The 23,139-nt window shown below is 48.3% G+C and carries 20 protein-coding genes; 3 read left to right on the top strand and 17 right to left on the bottom strand.

The features are described from left to right. The 16 genes from F3H20_RS05975 to asnB form a co-directional block, all read right to left on the bottom strand. Window positions 1–1,401, bottom strand: a complete 1,401-nt coding sequence (locus F3H20_RS05975; RefSeq protein ID WP_149734034.1) for an ethanolamine ammonia-lyase reactivating factor EutA — start codon at window positions 1,399–1,401, stop codon at window positions 1–3. Window positions 1,402–1,581: 180 nt separating this feature from the next. Next, window positions 1,582–2,154 (bottom strand): ANTAR domain-containing response regulator, encoded by a 573-nt coding sequence (locus F3H20_RS05970; protein WP_149734033.1) that lies wholly within the window; start codon window positions 2,152–2,154, stop codon window positions 1,582–1,584. Further along, window positions 2,151–3,590 carry a sensor histidine kinase gene (locus tag F3H20_RS05965; RefSeq protein WP_149734032.1) on the bottom strand — a complete coding sequence of 480 codons (1,440 nt, stop codon included), beginning with the start codon at window positions 3,588–3,590 and terminating at the stop codon, window positions 2,151–2,153. Before F3H20_RS05965 ends, F3H20_RS05970 begins: the two co-directional genes overlap by 4 nt. Window positions 3,591–3,702: 112 nt before the next feature. Further along, window positions 3,703–5,076 (bottom strand): ethanolamine permease, encoded by a 1,374-nt coding sequence (gene eat / locus F3H20_RS05960; RefSeq protein ID WP_223191647.1) that lies wholly within the window; start codon window positions 5,074–5,076, stop codon window positions 3,703–3,705. Window positions 5,077–5,349: 273 nt separating this feature from the next. After that, window positions 5,350–6,621, bottom strand: coding sequence for an NAD(P)/FAD-dependent oxidoreductase (locus tag F3H20_RS05955; RefSeq protein ID WP_149734031.1), 1,272 nt, complete (start codon window positions 6,619–6,621; stop codon window positions 5,350–5,352). A 462-nt stretch (window positions 6,622–7,083) separates the two neighbouring features. Beyond that, window positions 7,084–7,530 carry a ribose 5-phosphate isomerase B gene (gene rpiB, locus F3H20_RS05950; protein ID WP_149734030.1) on the bottom strand — a complete coding sequence of 149 codons (447 nt, stop codon included), beginning with the start codon at window positions 7,528–7,530 and terminating at the stop codon, window positions 7,084–7,086. A 32-nt stretch (window positions 7,531–7,562) separates the two neighbouring features. Next, entirely contained in the window at window positions 7,563–8,222 is a 660-nt protein-coding gene (rpe, locus tag F3H20_RS05945; RefSeq protein ID WP_223191646.1) for a ribulose-phosphate 3-epimerase, read from the bottom strand. 15 nt (window positions 8,223–8,237) lie between these two features. Then, complete coding sequence (locus tag F3H20_RS05940; RefSeq protein WP_149734029.1) at window positions 8,238–9,155, bottom strand: transketolase family protein; 918 nt, start codon at window positions 9,153–9,155, stop codon at window positions 8,238–8,240. Window positions 9,156–9,157: 2 nt separating this feature from the next. After that, window positions 9,158–9,976 carry a transketolase gene (locus F3H20_RS05935; protein ID WP_091747083.1) on the bottom strand — a complete coding sequence of 273 codons (819 nt, stop codon included), beginning with the start codon at window positions 9,974–9,976 and terminating at the stop codon, window positions 9,158–9,160. Between the two features lie 443 nt (window positions 9,977–10,419). After that, window positions 10,420–11,454 carry a zinc-binding dehydrogenase gene (locus F3H20_RS05930; protein ID WP_149734028.1) on the bottom strand — a complete coding sequence of 345 codons (1,035 nt, stop codon included), beginning with the start codon at window positions 11,452–11,454 and terminating at the stop codon, window positions 10,420–10,422. A gap of 99 nt (window positions 11,455–11,553) precedes the next feature. Beyond that, window positions 11,554–12,798, bottom strand: coding sequence for a PTS galactitol transporter subunit IIC (locus F3H20_RS05925; protein ID WP_149734093.1), 1,245 nt, complete (start codon window positions 12,796–12,798; stop codon window positions 11,554–11,556). A 48-nt stretch (window positions 12,799–12,846) separates the two neighbouring features. Then, entirely contained in the window at window positions 12,847–13,131 is a 285-nt protein-coding gene (locus tag F3H20_RS05920; protein WP_091747089.1) for a PTS sugar transporter subunit IIB, read from the bottom strand. Between the two features lie 2 nt (window positions 13,132–13,133). Next, entirely contained in the window at window positions 13,134–13,610 is a 477-nt protein-coding gene (locus F3H20_RS05915; protein ID WP_149734027.1) for a PTS sugar transporter subunit IIA, read from the bottom strand. Continuing rightward, window positions 13,597–16,545: a sigma 54-interacting transcriptional regulator gene (locus F3H20_RS05910; RefSeq protein ID WP_149734026.1), complete on the bottom strand. Its 2,949-nt coding sequence runs from the start codon at window positions 16,543–16,545 to the stop codon at window positions 13,597–13,599. Before F3H20_RS05910 ends, F3H20_RS05915 begins: the two co-directional genes overlap by 14 nt. A gap of 404 nt (window positions 16,546–16,949) precedes the next feature. After that, window positions 16,950–17,432 (bottom strand): hypothetical protein, encoded by a 483-nt coding sequence (locus F3H20_RS05905; protein ID WP_223191644.1) that lies wholly within the window; start codon window positions 17,430–17,432, stop codon window positions 16,950–16,952. A gap of 271 nt (window positions 17,433–17,703) precedes the next feature. After that, window positions 17,704–19,560, bottom strand: coding sequence for an asparagine synthase (glutamine-hydrolyzing) (gene asnB / locus F3H20_RS05900; protein WP_223191643.1), 1,857 nt, complete (start codon window positions 19,558–19,560; stop codon window positions 17,704–17,706). Between the two features lie 599 nt (window positions 19,561–20,159). On the opposite strand from asnB, the gene F3H20_RS05895 reads away from it, so the two are divergent. From F3H20_RS05895 to F3H20_RS05885, 3 genes are all read left to right on the top strand, one after another. Further along, window positions 20,160–20,495, top strand: coding sequence for a cupin domain-containing protein (locus tag F3H20_RS05895; RefSeq protein WP_149734024.1), 336 nt, complete (start codon window positions 20,160–20,162; stop codon window positions 20,493–20,495). 273 nt (window positions 20,496–20,768) lie between these two features. Continuing rightward, the gene (locus tag F3H20_RS05890) at window positions 20,769–21,137 is read left to right on the top strand and encodes a demethoxyubiquinone hydroxylase family protein (RefSeq protein ID WP_091747104.1); all 369 of its coding nucleotides are present in this window, start codon (window positions 20,769–20,771) and stop codon (window positions 21,135–21,137) included. Between the two features lie 16 nt (window positions 21,138–21,153). Beyond that, on the top strand, window positions 21,154–21,993 hold the full coding sequence (locus tag F3H20_RS05885; protein ID WP_149734023.1) for a family 1 encapsulin nanocompartment shell protein: 840 nt from the start codon (window positions 21,154–21,156) through the stop codon (window positions 21,991–21,993). Window positions 21,994–22,109: 116 nt separating this feature from the next. On the opposite strand, the gene F3H20_RS05880 is transcribed toward F3H20_RS05885, so the two are convergent. Beyond that, window positions 22,110–23,135, bottom strand: a complete 1,026-nt coding sequence (locus F3H20_RS05880; protein WP_149734022.1) for a hypothetical protein — start codon at window positions 23,133–23,135, stop codon at window positions 22,110–22,112. Between the last annotated feature and the right edge of the window lie 4 nt (window positions 23,136–23,139).

Raw genomic sequence — 23,139 nt, 5'->3', positions numbered from 1 at the left:
TCAGCTAAAAATCAAGGTTTTTACAATAACCGGCACGGCCTGGGCCACCGGGTTTCCTATATCCACATAGTCACCGCCCTTTACCCGAATCCCGTCCAGGCAAAGGATTTTCTTCGTTCCTTGCACCAGGCCGCGCAGCGCCTGCCCCAACGCTTTGGCAAAATCGTGTTCTACAATAACGACGAGCGGTCTGGTACTCAAGCTCATTCCCTCAACAATGTCGGCAGCCATCGCCTGTATCTGCCGGTAGGAGGGCGACCGGGGCCCCGAAAATGCAATGGCCACCTGCTCGTCGCCGTACAGCCTGATCTGAAAAGCAATCGCCGCGCCCAGTCCGTCCAGGTCTTCCACTCCGGCAAAGGGTCTGACAATCGGCACATTCTTAAGCGGCAGCAAATCCTCCGTCAAAAACACCGTACTGCCGCTTATAGTAAAGGCATGACTGCCTGCCCCGATAACAGTGGCCCGGATTTTTTCCTTAGGCTCCAGGAGAGGTGTCCCCTTTTCCCAATATTTATCCCGAATCGACCTGCCAAGCAACGGACCGATATCCTGGAAGCGAAACAGTTCTTTGTCTCTGTCAGGTCCCTGGCTATCATAAATGTCCTCGGCCACACCACCGGAAAACAGCATATGTTCTACGGCCAGCCCCTGGTGAGGGTGGTGAATAAACAGTTCCCGGGTTTCCGGCGGCAAAGGATGCTGCTGTTGAAGCCGCCAAAAGACATCGGCCAGGGCATCGGTCACCTGCCGTAACTCAGCCAGTTCCGGTATCCGGTCAAAGGCAAGCGGTACGCCCAGAACAGCCAACAGCGGTTTAATCCGCTCCGCGATATGCGTCACCCTTCCCTCACTGTCAAAGCGAATCAGCCTGGCGCCAATATCCAGGGCAAACGCGTCTACCACTTCGCCCTCCCAAAACACCGCTCCATTACTGGTACCTCCGCCGATATCCATGTTCATAACCCTTCCGGACAATCGCTTTGACGCCTCTTGGGCGCCGGCTCCACAGCCGGCCAATACGGCCTCCAGATCAGGACCGGCGGTGGCCACGACAAAATCTCCGGCAAATTCCGCCAGTACCAGCGCCACTTCTGCCGCGTTTTCTTTACGGGCCGTTTCGCCGGTAATGATAACGGCACCGGTAGAAACCTCCTCCTTGTGAAAGCCGGCCGTTTTGTATTCTCCGGCAATCATGTCCTGCAAACCTGCCGCGTCGATAGTATCCGTCGCCAGCAGCGGCGTAAAATAAACCGGACTTTGATAAATAACCTCCTTTCCGGTAATTTTCAGCTCCGGGATCATCCAGGGCGCCGCCGTATTTTGCACCCTGATCCGGCTGAAAATAAGCTGCGTTGTGGTAGTTCCCACATCAATACCAACACTTATCAGGTCTTGCATAGCGCTTCCTCCCCGGTCTTTTCCGGCTACTCCCCCGGCAGGCATTTTTACCGCTGTCGGCAAGAGCCGGCAAATACTCTTTTCCTTGCCTGCAATAAAAAAAGAGCTGCTAAAAAAGACCGCCCCAGGGACAGCTTTTTCTACAGGCTCTTTTGCCAACTTATTCCCTTTTACTTCATTTCATTTCTTTTCCCGATCAATAATCCGCCGGGCAATTTGGGCTACCGTCACCTGATGCCGCATGGCCTCCCGGAGCATCCGGTTATGCGCCTCCTGGGCCGAAAGGTTCAGCCGGTCCTGGACAAACGCTCTGGCCCGGGCGATCAGCTTCTGGTTTTCCAGCTGCTCCTTGGTGGCCTGCAGTTCCTGATGGACCTGACACATATCCTGCCAGCGTCCATAGGCGATTTGTACGGTAGCCAGCAAATTCTTTTCCGATACCGGCTTAATCAGATAACCGTACACATGGACAGCTTCCGCCCGTTTGATCGTATTAGGCTGACTGTAGGCCGTTACCATAACCACCGGTATGTTGAGACTGTGCATCACCTTGGCTGTCTCGATCCCGTCCAGCCCCGGCATCATCACATCCAGAATGACCAGCTCCGGCGCTGTCTGTTTGGCCAGTTCGATAGCCCTCATTCCATCGCCGCATTCGGCGCAGACAATATGGCCCGCTTTCTCCAGCATCTCCTTAATATCTACCCGGATCAGTACTTCATCTTCGGCCAGCAATATGGATAATGGTTTCACACTGTCTGCTCCTTTCCACCTGAAAGAAAAGATATGGTCGCAACTGTTGAGCCGTGCTGCCGGCTGAGGGAAAATGAACCGCCCAGTTGATCGCAAATAAGCAACTGGACAATATAGAGGCCCAGCTTATTGCCTGCCGGCAACTGCTTCAGCACCGTCTCGGCGCCGCTGTCAATCACCTGAATGGTAATACAGCCGGCCGTTTCCCAAATGCTTACCCGGATTTCACCGTCTGTCTCAGTCTTGATCCCGTGCTTCAGGCTGTTGGTCACCAATTCATTTAGTACCAGCGCTACCGGCACGCTCTGCTGCGCCGGTATCATAATGGATGCTCCCTCCACCTGGGTAACAATCTCCTGTTCAGCCAGACTGTAGCCGGCAACGATGTTAGATACGATGTATTCGGCCAGTTCCTTCAAATCGACAGTTTCCCAGGATTGCCGGGCCAGCACCTCATGAACCCGGGAAATGGAAAGAATGCGGTTGACACAGGTGGCAAACTCACTCTGAACCGTTTCCGAGCGGGAGCGGTTCATCTGCAGACGCAGCAACGATACTACGTTTTGCAGCGTATTTTTAACCCGGTGATGAATTTCCTGAATGACCGCACTTTTTACATCCAGTTCCTTTTCCTTTTGCCGCAGCTCGGTCACATCCTGTACCGATACCACACAGCCGCTTAGCTCCCCGTCCGTAACCAGAGGATGGGCCTGACACAAGTAACTGACATGGCCAAATTCCAGGTTGACCGCCTTTTTCAAGCCCTCCACCAGTTCCTCCAGCGAACCGTAGGACAAGGCGGTAATCAGGTTTTCTTTCAGTTCCCCGGCACCGCACAATACCTCCAGCATGCGTTCGGCATGCTTATTGGTATAGGTAATGGCTCCGGCCTGATCAAGCACGAAAATGCCACTGCCCAGCCATTCTTCCCAGCCCCAGCCTGTCGTGGTGAAGTCCATCAAAGTCCGGCTCAGGTGCTCCGCCGTCTGACTTAAAAATTGAACCTGTTCCTCCTGCCGTATTTCTTCCGAAATATCCTTTTCCATGATCAATACGCCAATCACGTGTTTCGCCAGATTGGTAACCGGCACAACCGTCTGGGCAATCGGCACCCCTTCCTGGCTAATGCCGCGGATATCCCGCATAATTTGCCCGCCGGTCAGTGCTTTATACACAGCCGGCTCTTTCTCCGCATAGGCCAATTGACCGACCACGCTGCGGTTGTACAAAGAACGGTTGGCGGAAGAATGAGCCCAGGCCAATACAATTGAGTCGCTGCTGTTCCTGCACAGGGCATCAATGAAAACATCCGTCCCTGTCAGTTCAGCGGTTATGTCCAGCTGACCCGCTATATTTTCCAGAATCACAATATCCGGTTCTGTCAGGTACGTATACTCCAGACATAACTCACGCAGCAATCCCGTTATTTTAACCATGACTTTATCCTCCGCCGCAACCACTTACACACAACTACTTATATTTATCACTTAGTTAACCATATTCTATTTTATCCTGTCAATACGCAGCGATACTCGGCTGGCGGTTAGATTAATCCAATTCATCCAGTACGCCGAATTCTTCTTCAAAGGGACGGATATTTTTATTCCCCCAGATGAAGTAATAAATGATGGAAACAACATACACGCCGCATACCCAGGTTAGCGCCTCGCTGGAAGTATACAGCAGGCTGCCCAGACAAAATATGGCCATGGCAATACTGATCAGGGGAACAATCGGATAAGATACTTTAAAGGGGCGCTTCAGTTCCGGTTCCCGCGAACGAAGCACAAACAGACTTACCAGGCTGATAATATACATCACTACCGAGCCAAAGGCCGATATGATAATAACCACATTGGTTAATCCGGTCAGAGCGGCGCCTAAGCCGATCATACCTGGAACAATCAGACCCCAGACAGGCGTCCGGTGTTTTGGATGGACATAAGCCAGAAACTTGGGAAGATAGCCGGTTCGGGCCATCGCATAGGTCTGGCGGGAATAGCCGAAAATAATGCCATGCAGCGAGGCAATCAGACCAAACAATCCGATAAAGTTAATTAGCAGTACAATAAAGGACCCTTCGCCATAAATGCCGGACAGCGCCATGGGCAGCGGAAAATCAATGGAATCAACAAGCTTGGTGTCGGTAATGCCGGCTGTTAGCAGCAGCGTGGCGAAAGCCATCACCATCAGTGTGCCCATACCGCTCAGGAAGCCTATCGATATATCCTTCTGAGGATTGACCATTTCCTCCGCCGACATAGCGCCCCCCTCAATGGCCAGATAAAACCAGATGGCAAAGGGAACTGCCGCCATCACACCACTCATGCCGTTAGGCAGCATGGGCTCTGCCGTGAGTCTGGACAGTTCAAAATGCGGCAGCGCCAGCGCCCAGTAAAGCACCAGGCCGACTAGAGCCACAATGGTCACAATCAGTTCAAAGGTAGCCGAGGTTTTCATACCCCAGTAATTGATAAAGATAAATAACAGGAAAGCGATGACGGTAGCGGTCAGGACAGGAATGCCCGGCAGCATATTGTGAATATAGCCGCCAACTGCCAGAGCAATGGCCGGTGGCGCAAAAACGAATTCAATCAGGCAACTGATACCGTTCATATAGCCCCAGAACTTACCAAGCCCCCGGCGGGCATAGGCCGAAGGACCGCCGGCATGGGGAATGGCTGTAGCCAGCTCGGAATAAGACAAAATAAAGGTAACATAGAAAATAGTAACCGGGATCAGCGCCAAGGCCAGGCCGACAGCCCCTCCGGCCGCAAAGCCATAGCTCCAGCCAAAATAATTACCCGATATAACAAGACCTACCGCCAGCGCCCACAGATGAACCGGCTTTAATACCCGGGTAAGTTTTACGTCCTCCACCGGTGCCACAGGGGCTGCTTCACATTTCATGCTTGTTTCCATACACATCCTCCTTAATAGGCAAAACAAAAAGGCTCACTTCAACAGACAGTTTCCCGTACGTCAAAATGAGCCTCTTTGCCCTGCCGGTATGATTATTTTTCACCTTGCTGTTTCATTGCAGAAAAAAAAGCCCAACAAGAAATGTCATGTACACGACATTTTTGTCAGGCTCTATTGCCAGTTATTTCTTTGTAACAATAATAAATTAACTCAGCTGATCATTTATTGCTTATATAATAACCAAGTTTACCGCTATTGTCAAATAGTATTTTGCTACTCTTTGATCTGTTTATTTACATTCGGCATAATTAACCGAACGCTGCGGTCGTAGAAGAAATACTCCCAAGCCCAGTTGATGACGGTAATGATACGGTTTCTGGCGCCGACTAAACGGATGACATGAACAACCAGCCACAACAGCCAGGCAACAAAGCCGGTCGGTTCCCAGTTACCCATGCGGGCCACCGCCACATTACGACCAATAATCGCCATGGCGCCGGGATCTTTATAAACAAAGGTTTCCTGGGCTTCCCCCTTAATCGCATGGCAGATGTTTTTGGCAACCACAGCGGCTCCCTGGGTGGCGACCGGAGCGATCATCGGCAACGGGCGTCCGTCCTGCTCAAAATGAGAGGAGTCACCAATGGCATACACTTCCGGATGGCTTTCCACCTGCAGTGTCGAAGTAACGGCAATCCGGCGCATGCTGGCAAGCTTCAGGCCGCTTTCGCGGGCGACGCTGGCAGCTTGTACCCCGGCACCCCAGACCAAGGTATGGGACGGAATAACTTCGTCGCCGGCCAACAATACTCTTTCGCCGTTAAAGTCAACCACTTTGGCTTCCAAACGGACATCTACCTTCTTTTTACGCAGTATTTCCACCGTATAATCGCGATGATGCTGCGGCATAACCGGCAGCAGACAGGTCGCTGCTTCCAAAAGAATGACCTTTACTTCCTTTAAGTTTAGTCGCGGGAAATCCTTTACCAGCACCATGCTCATCAATTCTGATATAGCTCCTGCTGTTTCCACGCCGGTAGGACCGCCGCCGACCACGACAAAAGTCAGGAGGGCTTTACGCACTTCCGGGTCCTCTTCATACTCGGCCCGTTCCACCATGCTTAGAATGTGATTGCGCAAACCGATGGCATCTTCCATATCTTTTAAGCCAAAGGCATTTTCTTCAATGGACTGCATGCCGAAAAAGTTGCTGGAACCCCCAGAAGCAATAATCAGATAATCATAGGTAATATCCTTGCCGTCGATGGTCATTACCTTTTTGTTATCCGCATCGATTTTCGATACTCTGGTCATACGGAATTCAATATTCTTCTGATAACGCAGAATATCGCGCAACGGATAAGCAATATCGGACGGTTCCAGTTCCGCCGTGGCAACCTGATATAGAAGCGGCTGGAACAACTGATAATTGCGTTTTTCCACCAAAGTCACCCGTACCGGTGCATGAGCCAGCGATTGCGCAGCCTTGAGTCCGCCAAAACCGCCGCCTATGATAACTACATGAGGTCTGTTATTTTCTCCCATAACTAAACATCCTTTCGATTTAAATGCTGATTCTGCTTTCAGTATTTACCATATGTGATTTTTTTCACTCTTTTGTGCAGAAGACTTCCTGAAAGACTGAAAAGTAGTGATATGTTATTTTAGCAAACTTATAACCACTATTTCAAGTACTTCGGCAAAAAAATGTTCATTTTTTCACAAATCAGAATAAAAAATTAATAAACCCGCCCAACACCTGGTTTTGCACGGTATTTTTGCACTTTTGTCCACAGATTTAGGAGACTTCCGGAGAGAATAAATAAAGATTTACAGACTTATAGATATCCTATAAACTGTAAATCTTTACAAACAAAAAAGAACAGTACCTTGTCAAGCTTAAGGCCGACAAGGTACTGGCAATACCTTGCAATTTACAGTTTATACTTGCGTTGGACCATATTACTTACTAACTTTTGCTGTCACTGCTACAGGTTGCCCAAACTGTTAACAGCTCTGGTTTTTCTCCAGCTCGACAAGCAAATCCAGGCGTTTTTGATGATGGGCCCCTGCATAACCGGCTTCCAGCCAGGTATCGACAATCATCAACGCCAGTCCCTGGCCGATGACTCTTTCACCCAGGCAGAGCACATTGGAATTATTATGCTCCTTGGTTAACTTGGCAGTGAACACATCCCCCACTAAGGCAGCGCGGATGCCGTCAATCTTATTGGCCGCGATGGAAATACCCACACCGGTACCGCAGCACAATATCCCTTCCGTGCATTCGCCGGACTTGATGCTGTTGGCTACGGCTAACGCATAATTCGGGTAATCGACGCTGTCGGCCGAGTTGGTTCCGAAATCCTTACAGGCAATTCCCTTGCTTTCCAAGTGTTTTTTAATTGCATTCTTAAGCTGGTATCCACCATGGTCGGCACCTAAAGCGATCATGCCAGCACCTCCTTACCATATTTAGCCTTCCTTTATTTAAGAGCGGCGTAAAAATCCTGAATGTTTTTCTCCAGCGAACCATTAAACATAGAGGAACCAATAACAATATCACTGGCGCCATGACGAACTACCTCGGCTATATTGCCAAGGTTGATGCCGCCGTCCACTTGAATGGAAAAGCCCAGACTTTTTTCTTGTTTGTATTGGTTCAGCTCAGCAATTTTATCCAGCATACCGGGAATAAATTTCTGTCCGCCAAAACCCGGTTCAACTGTCATGATTAATACACGGTCAAGCATATGTCCTACATGCTTGATCGTATCGATCGGCGTAGCCGGGTTTAAGGCCACACCGGCCTTCATCCCCAGATTTTTGATGGTAGTCAGCGTCCGGTACAAATGAGGACAGGCCTCTACATGAACGGTTACCGAATCCACCCCGGCATCAGCCAGACGGGCCAGCAGGGAGTCGGCATCGGTCACCATCAGATGGGCATCAAACTCCATTTTTTCCGTAACCGAACGCAGCATTTTTATTTGATCAGGGCCAAACGTAATATTCGGAACAAAATGGCCGTCCATCACATCCAGATGCAGAACAGGCACTGCATGTTGCTCCAGCACCTTGATGTCCTGCTCCAGATTACAGAAATTCGCTCCCAATATCGATGGCGATATTTTTACCGACATCATCTATCTCCTTCTATCTTAGAAAGACTTTACCGTACCGGCAATGCATTCTGCAGTCAGGCTGTGACAGGCTAAGAGTTCGGCCGGTTTGCCTGAGCTGCCGAAGCAATCGTTAATACCGATCATACGAACCTTGGTCGGATGTTCCTGCGCTAGCAATTCGCATACGGCAGAACCTAAACCGCCAACTACGCTATGTTCTTCGGCAGTTACCACTTTGCCGGTGGCTTTGGCTACTTTGATCACCAATTCTTTGTCCAGCGGCTTAATGGTGCCAATATTGACAACGGTAGCTTCAATACCTTCGGCTTTTAATTGGTCGGCTGCTTCCAGCGCTTTGGCTACCATAATGCCTGTGGCAATAATGGCTACGTCTTTGCCTTCCCGCAACACTTCGCCTTTACCCATTTCAAACTTATAGCTTTCGTCATGGATGGCCGGCGTAGCTGCCCGGCCCAGTCTGATGTAAACAGGTCCGTAGTATTCAGCCGCAAAGGCGATGGCCTGCTTAGCTTCGATCGCATCGGCAGGGTTCAGCACAACCATGTTGGGAATGCTGCGCATCAAGGAAATATCTTCTACGGCCTGATGGCTGCCACCATCTTCGCCGACGGTTACGCCGGCATGGGTTGCCGCAATTTTCACGTTCAGTTTCGGATAAGCCACGGAGTTTCTGATTTGTTCAAAAGCGCGGCCGGCAGCAAAAATAGCAAAGGTGCTGGCAAAAGGAATCTTGCCGCAGGTAGCCAGACCGGCGGCCGTTCCAATCATATCCTGCTCGGAAATACCCATATCAAAGAAGCGTTCAGGGCATGCTTTTTTAAAATCAATGGTTTTCGTAGCTTTTGCCAAATCGGCGTCAAGGACTACCACCTTAGGGTTTTTGCTAAGTTCTACTAAAGCCTGACCATAGGCTTCTCTTGTTGCGATGCTCATGCTTACAGGCTCCCTTCTAATTCAGCAATTGCTTGATCTCTTTGTTCCTTGTTCGGCGCACTGCCATGCCAGCCAACCTGGTTTTCCATGAAGGAAACGCCTTTGCCTTTTACTGTTTTGGCAACAATAACGGTCGGTTTGCCTTTTACCGTTTTAGCCTGATCAATGGCGGCACCGATTTCTTCCGGATTATGGCCATCGATGGAGATGACATTCCAACCAAAAGCGGCAAATTTATCAGTTACCGGGTTTACGTTCATAACTTCTTCGTTGGTGCCGTCAATCTGCAGGCCGTTATGGTCAACAAATATAGTCAGGTTATCCAGTTTGTAGTGAGCCGAAGACATGGCTGCTTCCCAAATCTGGCCTTCCTGTAGTTCGCCGTCGCCGACAATAGCATAGACATGATAATCCTTTTTGTCCAATTTACCGGCAATAGCCATACCGTTAGCGGCAGACAGGCCTTGTCCCAGGGAACCGGTCGACATATCGACACCGGGAGTTTTCTTCATATCCGGATGGCCCTGTAACGTGGACTCGAATTTTCTTAAGGTTTTGAGGTTTTCCACCGGGAAAAAGCCTCTTTCGGCCAGCACGGCATACAAGCCGGGCGCTGCATGGCCTTTGGACAGGACAAATCTGTCTCTGTCTTCCCATTTAGGTTCATTAGTCCGAATGTTCATTTTCGTAAAATATAACACGGTCAGTATGTCGGTCATCGATAACGATCCGCCCGGATGGCCGGATCCTGCAGCAGCTAACATATCAACGATGTTAATTCTTACTTTAGTGGCTATTTTCTTTAGCTCAGTCGTATTCATCCGCATTCACCTTTCGTTTAAGTATCTCCAGTTCCTGTCGGAAATAGAGTATGCTTCTTACCTCTTATTTATCCACAATTACCGTTGCCGCACAATAGGCATAACGGTAATGCCTGGAATATAGTTATATTATATACTATCTTTTCGGATAAAAAAACAGGGATAATTAAATTTTTTTCACAAAAAGAAATGACTGTTTACATTTGTAAAAGTCATTCTCCTTTGTTTACAAAGAATTTTTGCTAAAACCAGCAGGAATTACTTTGTCAATTGTTCTTAATCCTAGGGAACCACTGATTTATTCACACCGCACAGCCTGGCGGATCTTTTTCCGTCTGACTGCGTCAGCCAAGCCTTAAAATAGGAACCGCTATTCCTGCGGCTTTACTTCCTTGCCAGCCGAAAAAATCTCTCGCCAGGCTGGCAGGCTCATTAAATCAACCCTAGTCTTCCAGCGGAGCCAGCACGACCTTGATCGCTTCGCCTTTTTTAATGGCGTCGTAGGCTTTGTCCCATTCGTTGATTTTAAACTGGTGGGATACCAGTTCATGAGCTTTTACGGCGCCGATGTTCATCAAATGCAGCGACGGCTCCCAATCAGCCGGTTTCTGACTGCGGCAGCCCATCACCCGGATTTCCTTCTGAATGATTTTTTCAAAGTCAGTGGAGATTTCCGTCTGCGGGAAAATACCGACCTGCACGTATTCGCCCTGCTTGCGTAAGAGGTCCAAACCGGTATTTAAGGAAGGCGGTGCACCGGTGCATTCAAACACGATATCAGCGCCATAACCATCAGTTAAATCATTAACAATCTGTTTTAAATCCTGGGTCTGGATATCTACCGCCACATCAACGCCCAGGCTCAACCCTTTGTCAAGTCTGCTTTTATCTTTGGACAACCCGGTAATCACGGTTTTGGCGCCATAATGCTTGGCAATCTGGGCCACCAAAAGTCCAATGGGTCCCGGTCCCAAAATGACGGCTACATCGCCCGGTTTTACACTGCTTTTCATCACGGCGTGGTGGGCACAGGCTACCGCTTCGGTCATGGAGGCAGCCAGGTAGTCCACATTTTCCGGCAGCATATGTACGCTTTCCTTGCGGGCAATCAGATAGTTGGTGAAGGCGCCATGAACCTGCGACCCCAGGCCTTTACGATGACTGCAGAGGTTATAGTCCTGAGACTTGCAATATCTGCACTCGCCGCAAATATGGAAGGTAGTTTCCGAAGTAACGCGGTCACCGACTTTAAATTCCGTTACCCCTTCGCCCACTTCCACTACTTCACCGGCAAATTCATGGCCTAAGGTAACGGGAACAGCCACCTTGTATTTCCCTTCATACGTATGCAGGTCAGATCCGCAGATGCCGGCGAATTTAATTTTAATTTTAACCTGATTAGGGCCTACTGCCGGCTCTTCTCTGTCGACAACAATTAGATTGCCATGACCCAATTCTTGTTTTACCAACGCTTTCATGAAATCCCCTCCAATGTCTGTTTATTATGCGCCTTTTGGGCTGGCATCCGTAAATGCCAGCCCAGGAAGGCGCTTGTTGATTTAATTATACTGCTTTACTTAGTTGAATAAAGCGAATAATTTATAGATTAACCAGTGAATCAAGTTACCGCCTTGGTCAATACTGGAGATAAGGTTTGTGCCTTCCGGCATTTTGAAGTGAGCGTCCACAGCCATCTGAGTATGGAACACAGCCACGTCGGTTGCCATATAGAGAGACATAGCGAGTACAACGGTACCGGCGATAACGGAGTGAACGATGTTGCCTCTGGCAGCACCGACGATGAAGCATACGATAAACGGAATGGTTGCCAAGTCACCGAACGGTAATACTTTGTTGCCAGGAAGAACAACTGCCAAGAAGATTGTAATAGGAACCAGAATCAAAGCAGTAGCGATAACGGACGGATGGCCAATTGCAACAGCAGCGTCCAGACCGATATACACATCTTTTTCACCGAATTTTTTGTTCAGGAATTCACGGGCCGATTCCGAGATAGGAATAAGGCCTTCCATCAGGATTTTAACCATTCTCGGCATCAGGAACATAACAGCACCCATTGCCACGCCTACTTTAACGATTTTGCCAAGATCATAACCAGCCAAACCGCCAAGTACGCAACCTAAGATCAAGCCCATGAAGATCGGTTCGCCGAAGATACCGAAACGTTTTTGGATTGTGTCCGGATCAGCATGAAGATCTTTAATTACGGGAATTTTCTGAATCAACCAAATAAGAGGAATACCGATCGGAGCATAAGAAATGGTGCTGCCTGTCGGAACGGAAATACCCGGTAATTCGAAGTACTCTTCCAGCATCGGAGCTGTCCAGTCGGCAATTTTCAAAATAACAATTTCAAAGATAACTGCTGCAATCAGGGCTTGTGCCAAGCTGCCGCTCAAGGAATAAACAAACGCGCCGCAGAAAGTAAAATGCCAGTAGTTCCAAAGGTCGATGTCCATCGTTTTTGTCGTTTTGGTAACCAGCATGATGATGTTTACAACCAAACCTACGGGAATAACCAATGCTGCTACCGGTGATGCCCAGGCAATACTTGCTGCGCCCGGCCAGCCGATATCAATAATATTAAGTCCAATACCGAAACGGTGTACCATGCCTTGCGCTGCCGGAGCCAGATTGGAAACCAGCAGGTCAACCACCATGAAGATACCTGTAAAGCCAACACCAATAATAAGACCTGAACGGAACGATCTGCCGGGAGTCTGACCGAACAGCATACCCAGGAAGAAAACGGCTACCGGTAAGATTACCGTCGGGCCTAGGCCCAAAAATGCCTGAAACATAGGAATTAAATTTTCCACTGCAATCCCTCCATACTATTTACTCTTATATTATTTCTTTAGTTCATCGAGAATTTGCGCTTTAACAGCATCCAGACCAATACCAGTTAAAAAAGCTCTGGCATTAATAACCGGGAACGGGAATTCCTGTTTAACGATGGTAGTAGTTACCAAAAGCGATGCGCGTTCTACATAACCGGGGACCTCGGTAATTTTGCACTGCACTACTTCCACGTCCAATTTGTTTTCCTTCGCGATTTTACCCACTGCTTCAGATACAACGGTCGAGGTTGCAATCCCAGTGCCACAAGCTACCAATACAACTTTTCTAGCCATTATTATTCACCTCCTTCCAAGCCAAGTTTTGCACTGACCAGTTCTTTAATTACTGTTTTGGAAGCTGCGGTTGCTAGTGTAGTCAGTGCGCTTTCATCCTGAAAAATTTGCATCAATTTCTGCAGCAGTTCAAGCTGGGCATGGCTTTCTTTCATCGCCAGCATGAACACCACTTTTACCGGGACAGTACTTTCTTCCTCTCCCATGATGCCGAAATTGACTTCCTCTTTCAAGACGCCTACGCTAATGGCAGCTTGATTAACATGTTCAATGTCCGTATGGGGTATGGCTACACCCACACTGGATGTCGGCAACCCAGTGGCAAAATTGTTTTCCCTATCTTTGATTGCCTGTTTATAACTTTCTTTTACCATACCCTGTTCACACAGGTTGGCTGCCATACATTCCAATACTTCCATGTTGGTTTTGGCTTCTATGCCGGTAAGTATCAAGCTTTCGGTAAAATTAATCTTGCTCATTCAGTAAGACCTCCCTAAATTCCTGTACACTTTGCAGCTTTTCCAATTGAGCTACAAGTTCATCGTTTTTAAATGTATTGTATAAATAGCGCACACCGTCTTTGCCATTGATGTCGAGAGCCAGGAGACAGATAATAGATACCTGGCTTTCTTCGTCCCAGACAATCGGTTCCGGCATTTTGGCTATCACAACCACAGAGTGATTCACATAACTGCTGTCGGCATGGGGCAAAGCGACCTTTTGATTGATGACATAGCTGCCCATGCTTTCACGCTCCAGCACGGCTTCATAATAGCCGGGCTTTACATAGCCTTCCTTAATAATGCTGTCACAGAGAACTTTTAAAAGCTCCTGTTTGGTCTTAATGGCAGGCATCATCACGATTTTAGCCTCACGCACCACATTGGGAATCAGATTGTGATAGCCGCTGATCAGGCTGAATTTACTGCCATGATCGAGCAGATTGATGATTTGCTCTTTGCCGTTGACATTTAGGAGATCCTCCATCGACACATAAGGAATACCGTAATATTTGGGATCGATACTGCCGATAATGGCCACAATTTCATATTGGTTCATGGTTTCCTGAATCTGCTTGTACAGGTCTCTTTTGCCGATAACTCCCATATGAATAATGGCTACGTCTTTCAGTTTGTCCCCCAGCATCTTTTTTAATAAGCGGCTGCAGTGGATGGCCATTCCTTCCCCGGTTAAACACAAGGATATAATGGCTTTCTGACGCTTCGGCAGGTTTTGGTTTACCCGGGTTTTCTTAAACGTGTAGTTCAGGGTTTCTATGGCATATACGACATCCCGCAATGTGGAGCCGGGCAGCAGGCTGCGCCGGATGGCCTCAATGACCATAACGGTGTCTACCCGGTCGATCGTCTCAACCGGAATGCCGGTGCGCTCGTAAATGATCTCACCGAAAGTGAGGAGCGAACCCATATCCACCAGTAACAATACGCCTTTTCCCTCATCGGCGGCATGCACCACCGAAACCATACGTTCAAGTACGTCATGAGGATTTTCTTCCAGATTCATGACAACGGCCTTACCATGGTTGACATTGAGCAGCTTATTGGCGATTTCCACCATCCCGCTGCCGGCATTGCCATGGGTGACCACCAAAACAGCCACCTTGGCCTCGTCTTCCTCCTTGTTGCCATGCAGATAAAGCGCGATAAACCCGACTTCATCCTCCGGCAATTCCAGGCCGTAATACTTCTTAATATAGTCCACCATGGCCAAAGCTACGGTATATTCTTCACTGCACTTTACCTTGATATCTTCCAGATTTGGATTGACAATTTCCCTGCCTTGTTTCAGCCGGTTGAAGGTGGCATTCAAGTGAATCGCCAGGCAATAGAAGATGGATGCATCCATTTTACCCAGCGCCGCTTCGGCAATCTTCAGGAGTTCTTCCACCAGGGCAATTGTCTCGGTTCCGACTACCTTGGCCACCTCATCGTGCGAAATTGGCGACAAACTGCCTTTTACGTGCTTGATAACTGTTTGCAGCTTCTTTTCAATTTGGCTGCCCAGCACACGGCTGATTTCATGGGTGCTTAAGCCTTGCTCCAAGTATTCGGTATAGGTCTTTTCGATATATCCGTAAAATTCCTTGGAAAAACTGTAAATGTCATTTTCGATATTATTTGAAATATGATGCCTTTCCGGACTAAACCTAAAATCCTGCCAAATCAGCGTGTCAATTTCCTGACGTTTGCTGTTGATTTTCATAAGTCCCTTTTTGACATGAACATTTAAGTCCCGGACATCAATATTGACGCATTCATCCTTTTCCATGACAAAAGCCAGAAAACTTTTGGCGCAAATTACCTGAATATCACTCTTAAGCTGACCAATATTCCCCAGACATTCATAAAGCAAAAATGATTTCATCACATCCATGGATACATGAATCGGCGCGTTCATCCGCGTGGATTCGTAGCCAAAGAAGGTCTTGATCAGTTTCAGGCGTTCATTCAGCGGCCGTTCTCTAAGCGACGGCATTTCAATGATCATCGGAATCCGCCGTTTAAAAGTTGCCAATAGCGAGGTTTCAACATTTTCCGTGGTGGCGGCAATAAGCTGCACTTGCACTTCACGGACAAACTCCGATTCGCCTAACCGGCGAAATCGCCCTTTGTCCATCAGATGAAACAGCATCTCCTGGCCTTCCGAGGTCAGCCGGTGGACTTCATCAAGAAACAAAATACCGCCGTGGGCCTGTTCCACCAAGCCCTTGCGATCACTGACCGCACCGGTGTACGCCCCCTTCACGCTGCCGAACAGGTGTGAAATCAAAAGCTGTCCGTTATCGGCATAGTCGGCGCAGTTAAAAACAATAAACGGGGCTTCCGGCGGCAAACGCTTGCTTTCCACCGCAAATTTGTACATAGCCTCCGCCATTTCACTTTTCCCTACCCCGGTTTCGCCCAGAATCAGACAATGCAATCCATTGGGCGGATACAGCATCGACGCTTTCGCCTGCTGAATTTGCATTTCCAGACTGCCACTGGCGCCTACCAGATTGCTGAAAGCCATATAGTGGCCTCCATCCGCTTCCGGGACGGCCTTTGGAGCTTTTTCCAGGGAAGTGCCCGTATTGTCGGCAACCCGTTGAACCGGCGCACGCTCTTCCACTTCTTCCAGATATTTATCCAGCAAATAGCGTGAAACCTGATACCCTTCTTTTTTCAAAGTCTGAGCCAGTTCACGGTAAGCCATCTGTCTGTTGCCGGCCAATAGATTGCTGATTGCCTCACAGATATACGTTTTTTTTCGTTCCCGTGAGTCGGCAATATTCAAGTCCTTACGCAACAGTGTCACATATTCGCGGCTTACAGCCAGCTTGTCGCTCAACTCCATATCGGTAAAGGGTTCCTTGCGGTTCTCTTGCAGTATGATATCGCGGAGTTTATCTTTCACTTCCAGCCCTCCTGCCTATTATATCTGCAATAAACGTGCCAACATTTTGCTAAAATTGTTACTATACAAGTAAAATCCAGCATATCCAGGCATTATTCTTTTAAAATTTGTAACTGAACTTACAAATTTAATATTTATCATTTACCATTTTTGCAGATTTAATTACAGTTTTTTAATTTTTTTTTTGATTTTTACTATTTTTAAACCCTCCAATAACATCTATAAAAAGTTTAAAAATAGTAAATTCTTTTACAAACTACTATACTCCCCGGCTATTTAATTTCCTGCTTATTGAAATTAAGGAAACAGTTAGTTTGAAAAAAAGTAACTGTTCCACCGGCGTCGGTTAAAAAAAGGTAATATAAAAGCAACCCTGCTTATGCAGGGTTGCCTGTTCACCACATCTACAAATTCACGTTTTCCAACAACTGTTGCAGTACCTGATACTTGGCATTCTGGTAGATTTGATTAAAATCGACAATATACCATTCACCGTTTACTTTTTCCAAGCCCACCGGTTTTACGGTTATCTTAAGTGTTCCCTGCTCCTGCAGTGTAGCGACCACAACGGCATAATTACCTTGGGCTGCCGCCTGTTTAACCGAAAGCAGGTTTGATTTTTTAATCTGACTCAAATCACCGTTATCGGAAATAAACTGTTTTACCGCCTGGGCACTGCTTTTGGAAGAAGAAGAGACATAAAGTCCTGCCTCGTTGATTTTATTAGCTTTGGCCAGGCTATAGAAGGTATCCACAACCCCTGTGGCCGACAGTCCGCTTTCCCGCTTCAGGTTTGAGCCGCCGCCGCCGCAACCGGCCAGGGCAAACATAAACAAAACCAACGCGCAAACGGCCAAGGCTCTAGCTTTGGTATGCATGGTTTTCATCTTCGTTCTAACATCCTCTCTGTAAATAGCAGTTTAGGTTACATAACATAGTATATCATGTCTGTCCTGATTCGTCATTTACACTTTATGGATGTTAGGGCGTGTCTGAAAACCTCCGAAATGTCCCCTGGCGGTGATTTTTGTACCATACTTGGTTAACATTTTTTGCAATAGAGTCCACTATTCCTTCAAAATATTGCCTTGTCTAACGCAAAAGTCCACTCGCCGTATTCCGTTCATTCTCAGATACGCCTTAGCAGAAAACTGCCGGCTATACCAGATTTACTTTATATTCCCGCAGCCAGGCATCCACCTGGATCAGATAGGCAAAAATCTGCGGTCCGGCCATCAACTGGCCAAACCAGGGCGTATTAAATACAACATCGCCTTCTTCTTCCATCATCTGCCGGATTTTTTGCTCATTGACCAGATAGCGCAGATTGGAGGACGGTGTATCCAGAATTTCCCGGACACGGTTTCTTACGGCCTGTAAATAGGATGGATTATGCGTCTTTGGATAAGGGCTCTTTTTCCGCCACAGAATATCTTCCGGCAAAAGTCCGGCGAGCGCCTGCCGCAGCAGCCCCTTTTCGCGGTCTTTATAATTTTTCATTTCCCAGGGCACATTCCACACGTATTCCACAATCCGGTGATCACAAAACGGCACCCGCACCTCCAGGCCGAAAGCCATGCTCATCCGGTCTTTCCTGTCCAGCAGGGTAGGCATCCAACGGGTCAGACTCAAATAGAAAATCTCCCGCATCCGGGCGGCATAGCTGTCTTCGCCGGGCAGCCGGGGTACTTCCTGCAGCGCTTCATGATACCGCTCCGCCACATACTGCAGCGGTTTTAAGTTGGCCGTAACCGAAGGAGACAGCCATTCCAGACGGATTTCCGGCTTCATCGACCAGGGAAAGGTATCGGCTGAAATCATATCTTCCCGGCGAAACCAGGGATAGCCGCCGAACACTTCGTCAGCGCACTCACCCGACAGCGCCACGGTGGCGCCTTTTTTAATTTCCCGGCAGAACAGATATAAAGAAGTATCCACATCCGCCATGCCCGGCAAATCACGGGCAATCGCCGCCTGCGGCAAACTGCCAGCCAGTTCCGGCGTATCCAGCAGAATATTATGGTGCACCGTGCCCAGCTCTTCCGCCATGCGCAGCACCCACGGAGCGTCGGCATTTGGCTGGAAACTGCTGGCCTTGAAATATTTGTCGTTATCCAGGTAATCCACCGAATAGGTATGCAGCCGGCCAAGTCCCGCCGCTTTGTAATGGTCGGCTGCCAAGGCGGTGAGTGCGCTGGAATCCAGTCCTCCCGACAGTAAGGTGCAGACCGGCACGTCGGCCACCAATTGGCGCTTCACCGTATCGGCCAATAATTCCCGCACGGCACGGACAGTACTGTCAAAATCCTCCTCATGGTCGTGGCTTTGCAAAGACCAGTAAGCCCGGATCTTGGCACCGGTATGGTTATACACCAGGCAATGTCCCGGCTTTAACTCACGGATGCCTTTAAATACACCGTGCCCCGGTGTACGGGCCGGCCCGATAAACAAGATCTCAGCCAACCCCTCCGCATCCACCTCCGGCTTGATCAACGGATTAGCCAGCAGGGCCTTGATTTCAGAACCGAACAGTAAGCCGCTGGGACGCAGGCTATAAAACAACGGTTTGACACCAATACGGTCCCGGGCCAGAAACAATTCCTGGTTTTCTTCATCCCAAATGCCAAAGGCAAAAATCCCGTTCAGTTTTTCGGTGCAGGCAGGCCCCCATTCCATATAGGCCGTCAAAAGCACCTCGGTATCGCAATTGGTGGTAAATAAATATCCTCTGGCCTCCAGCTCCTGACGCAGTTCCGGCGTATTATATAACTCCCCGTTATACGTAATCGTGAAGGTCCGTTTGCCACGCTTGCGTGTCATCGGCTGCGCACCATTTTCCGGGTCTACCACACTCAGCCGGCGGTGTCCCAAAGCCACATGATTGCGAATATACGTTCCCGACGCATCCGGTCCGCGGGCCTCCATTGTTTTTACCATGGCCGACAATGTATGCTGTTCTTCCGCTAAATTTCTCTCCCAATCAATCCATCCGGCAATACCACACACAACTATCATCTCCTTGGACTATCAATATATAAAAAAAGATAGATGTTTTCTTATCCTGACACTAGTACTCTGTGTCACCTAAACACCTGGATAATCCTGCACTCTTTTTTCACCCTGCTTCGCTGTCGTCGCCTTACATATGTCCGATATGCGCGGCTCCTCCGCCTCGGAAGAAAAAAATCCTTGCAACCTTCTCAAGGGACCACTGATTTATTCACACTGCACATCCTGACGATTTTTTTTCGGCTGGCTGCGTCGGCAAAACCTTAAAATAGGGATCGCTATTCCTGCGGTTTTACTTCCTTGCCGGCCGAAAAAATCTCTCCCAGGCCGGCAGGCTCATTAAATCAGCGGTTCCCTAATGATTTAAGTGACCCAGGGTATTAGCAAACTGCGCCTCCGGCTACAGGATAATATATGTCGGCCTCCTTTTTTTTGACACTCCCGCCATAGCGAAGCAAACCGGTCACATGTAAGCTTTCCTGTAGTTCTCCGAAAGTAAAGTATTGTAAAATATTGTGACATCCGTCACAGTTAAAAACCATTACCCGGCGGTATACTATAAACAGATACAATATTATAGCGACAAATAGCAAGGAGTGATTGCATTGGATAAAAAGTTCATCAAAAACATTGAGTTTGCCACCGCCCTGACCTTGAGCGATCTGGTACAATACCAGCCGGGACAGGTAATCAGCCTGACGCTGGTACAAAATCCCACAACCAGTATTACCGTATTCGCCTTTGCCCGTGGAGAAGGGGTAAGTACCCATTCGGCACCTGGCGACGCCATGGTATACCTGCTCGACGGCCAGGCGGAAATCACTATCGGCACGGACAAACATTTGGTAAAAGCCGGTGAAACCATCGTGATGCCGGCCAATGTTCCCCACGGTCTGGAAGCGGTCGAAGCCTTTAAAATGCTTTTAATCGTAATTAAATAGTCACCCGCCAAGCAACAGTCTTCTTTCGGCAAGAAAGACTGTTGTTTTTTATTTTATAGCCGCCATTGGTTTGATACTGCCAGCAACGACATATACTAATGGTATGGCCTTTTAGCCGAGTATTTCCCGGAGATTGATTATTGATAAAAAACAATACTATGTTATAATAATAATATCAATATTTTTCCAACATCATATGCGGGTGATTCTGCCGCTTACCGTCGGCAGTGAGCTATATAACCCTATGTAAACAAAGAAAGGATGGTCTATACAATGCCAAATTTTGCAAACCCCTTTCAGGGAAACGTAAACCGGAAATTGACTAAAGAAGAGTTGATTCAAGCCATTCGACTGGATATCGCCGGTGAATTGGAAGCAATCTACATCTATGACGCTCATGTGCAGGCAACAGACGATCCTGTGGCCAAAGAGGTCATTGGCGATATCCGTGACGAGGAAAAAGCTCACGTCGGAGAATTGATGGCGTTACTCCGTTATCTGGACCCGGAAGAAGCTGAACATTTTGCTTCCGGCGAAGCGGAAGTAAAGGAAATGCTGGAAGATCTGGGTATCGGCGGTTCCGAAAAAGTAGAAAAAATAACAACTGCCCACACGACTGTCGGCAGTCTGATTCAAAAATAGTCAGGAGGTATAGAACATGGAGTTTTTATTACGGGATGATGCTCCTTTCTCCGAACAGCAGTGGGAAAAAATCGACAGTCTTGTCGTGAACACCGCCCGTCAGGTACTGACGGGCCGGAAATTCATCCATATTTACGGGCCGCTGGGCGCCGGTGCGCAAAGCGTACATATTGACGACTACGGCACAGTCGGCCAGGGCGATACCGATTTCTTCGGCGACAGCGACGATACGGATGTGATAAAAACCCGGGGCAGAAGGTTCCTGGAAATCCCCTTGCTTTACAAGGATTTTTCCATTCCCTGGCGTGATGTGGAACAAAGCAAGCAAACAGGACTCCCCCTCGATGTGGCAACAGCCGCCGGCGCCGCCGCTGTCTGTGCCAGAAAGGAAGACGAATTGATCTTCCAGGGCAATAAAGACCTTGGCTACGAAGGCCTTGCCACCGCAGCCGGTGTAAATACGCTGACCAAAAAAGATTGGAAAGTCGGCGAAAATGCTTTTTCTGATATTGCCGAAGCACTGGAGCTGCTGGCTGGCAAAGGCTTTGTCGGCAAGTTTGCTTTAACACTGAGTCCCGATTTATACCGCCAGCTACAACGGCTGCAACCGAATACGGGCTTACTGGAAATTGCCCGCGTAAGAGAACTGCTGGACGGTCAGGTATATCAGACTCCGGCCCTGGGCACCAATAAAGCCGTACTGGTTTGCGCCGAACCGCAAAACCTGGATTTGGTCATTGGCCAGGACCTGATTACCGGTTATCTGGGACCAGAAAAACTGAACCACACACTGCGTGTTTTGGAAACCGTTCTTCTTAGAATCAAACGCAAAGACGCGATTGTCGTTTTTGAATAAGCCATTGCCCCTGCCTCCTGTTGGAGCGGCAGGGGCAATCTTATTTGTTCTGCAATATCGAAACAGCCAAAGAGAAAGCCAGGATTGTCCCTGAGGCAATCCCGGCTTTCTCTCTTTTACTCCCGCCATGAGCTTATTTCCATCGTTCGGCTGGTTCCAGCCCCGGGAAAGCCGCTTGTTAACTGATTAGCTTCCATAGCGCTCCGTGAATAAATAAGTGAGCTGTTGCCACTGGCAATAATGTCGTTTTTAGCATATACAGCCCCTCCCTTAATCGTACCGCTATAGGTAATGGACCCATAAGAAATATACACTGCCCCGCCTAAATTGCTGCCACTTACCGTTATACTGTTGCCGGCAACAACAAGGCAATGATTAGTAAAGCTGGTATCGCCGGAGTTCACGATATTTCCTGAAACAAAAATAGATGTATTCGTAAAGTTTTTAGTGCCCGACAAAAGCAGGTCGCCGTTTATAACTATCGTTTGATTACTATAGTTTTGCCCTTTGTCCAGGTGCGAACTTACCTTGATATCAGAATTAACCGGTCTATTGGCACTGGTTAAAAAACCTGGCATGGTTTTGGACTTTTTAAAAGTGGCATAGTCATCAAACCACCAATCCTCCTGTTGATTCGGCAACAATTTAGAATCATGATCAACATAGGTAACTACTCCGCTTTGGCTTATCATTCCCGTTGCCCCTATTTTTCCCTGTAGCAGCAGATTCCCGTTTATAACTATATTGTTAGCCGCATACATGGCATAGTTAGGCCCCCTGCCGCTGATCGTAACGGTAACGCTGGTTGTTTTGGTCACGCCGCCATCCCGCCCCTTTGCGGTAATCACATACGATCCGGACTCCACCGAGCTTGCCGGCGGCGGCTCAATTTGCACCCGATAAGCTCCTGTTCCAATACCTTGCCAGGCATCAAGCCAGGTCCAATCAGGACTAGACTGATAAAAAGCGGCAATGGCTCGCTTGGCTCCCGCTTCGGCGGCATACTGGGCAGCTAACAAGCTGCGTTCCGTCTTGCTGGCAAATATGGCATTATTCAGTTTCGGAAATAATACGGCCATCATACCCAGCAGAAACATGGTAACAAGCAAAGCCAAGATAGTCGTATAACCTCTCTGTTGCAAAATC

Source organism: Propionispora hippei DSM 15287 (genome assembly GCF_900141835.1).
Classification (GTDB): Bacteria; Bacillota; Negativicutes; order Propionisporales; family Propionisporaceae; genus Propionispora; species Propionispora hippei.
Note: the sequence above shows the minus strand (reverse complement) of the source record. Positions and strands in the feature narration are given on the sequence as shown.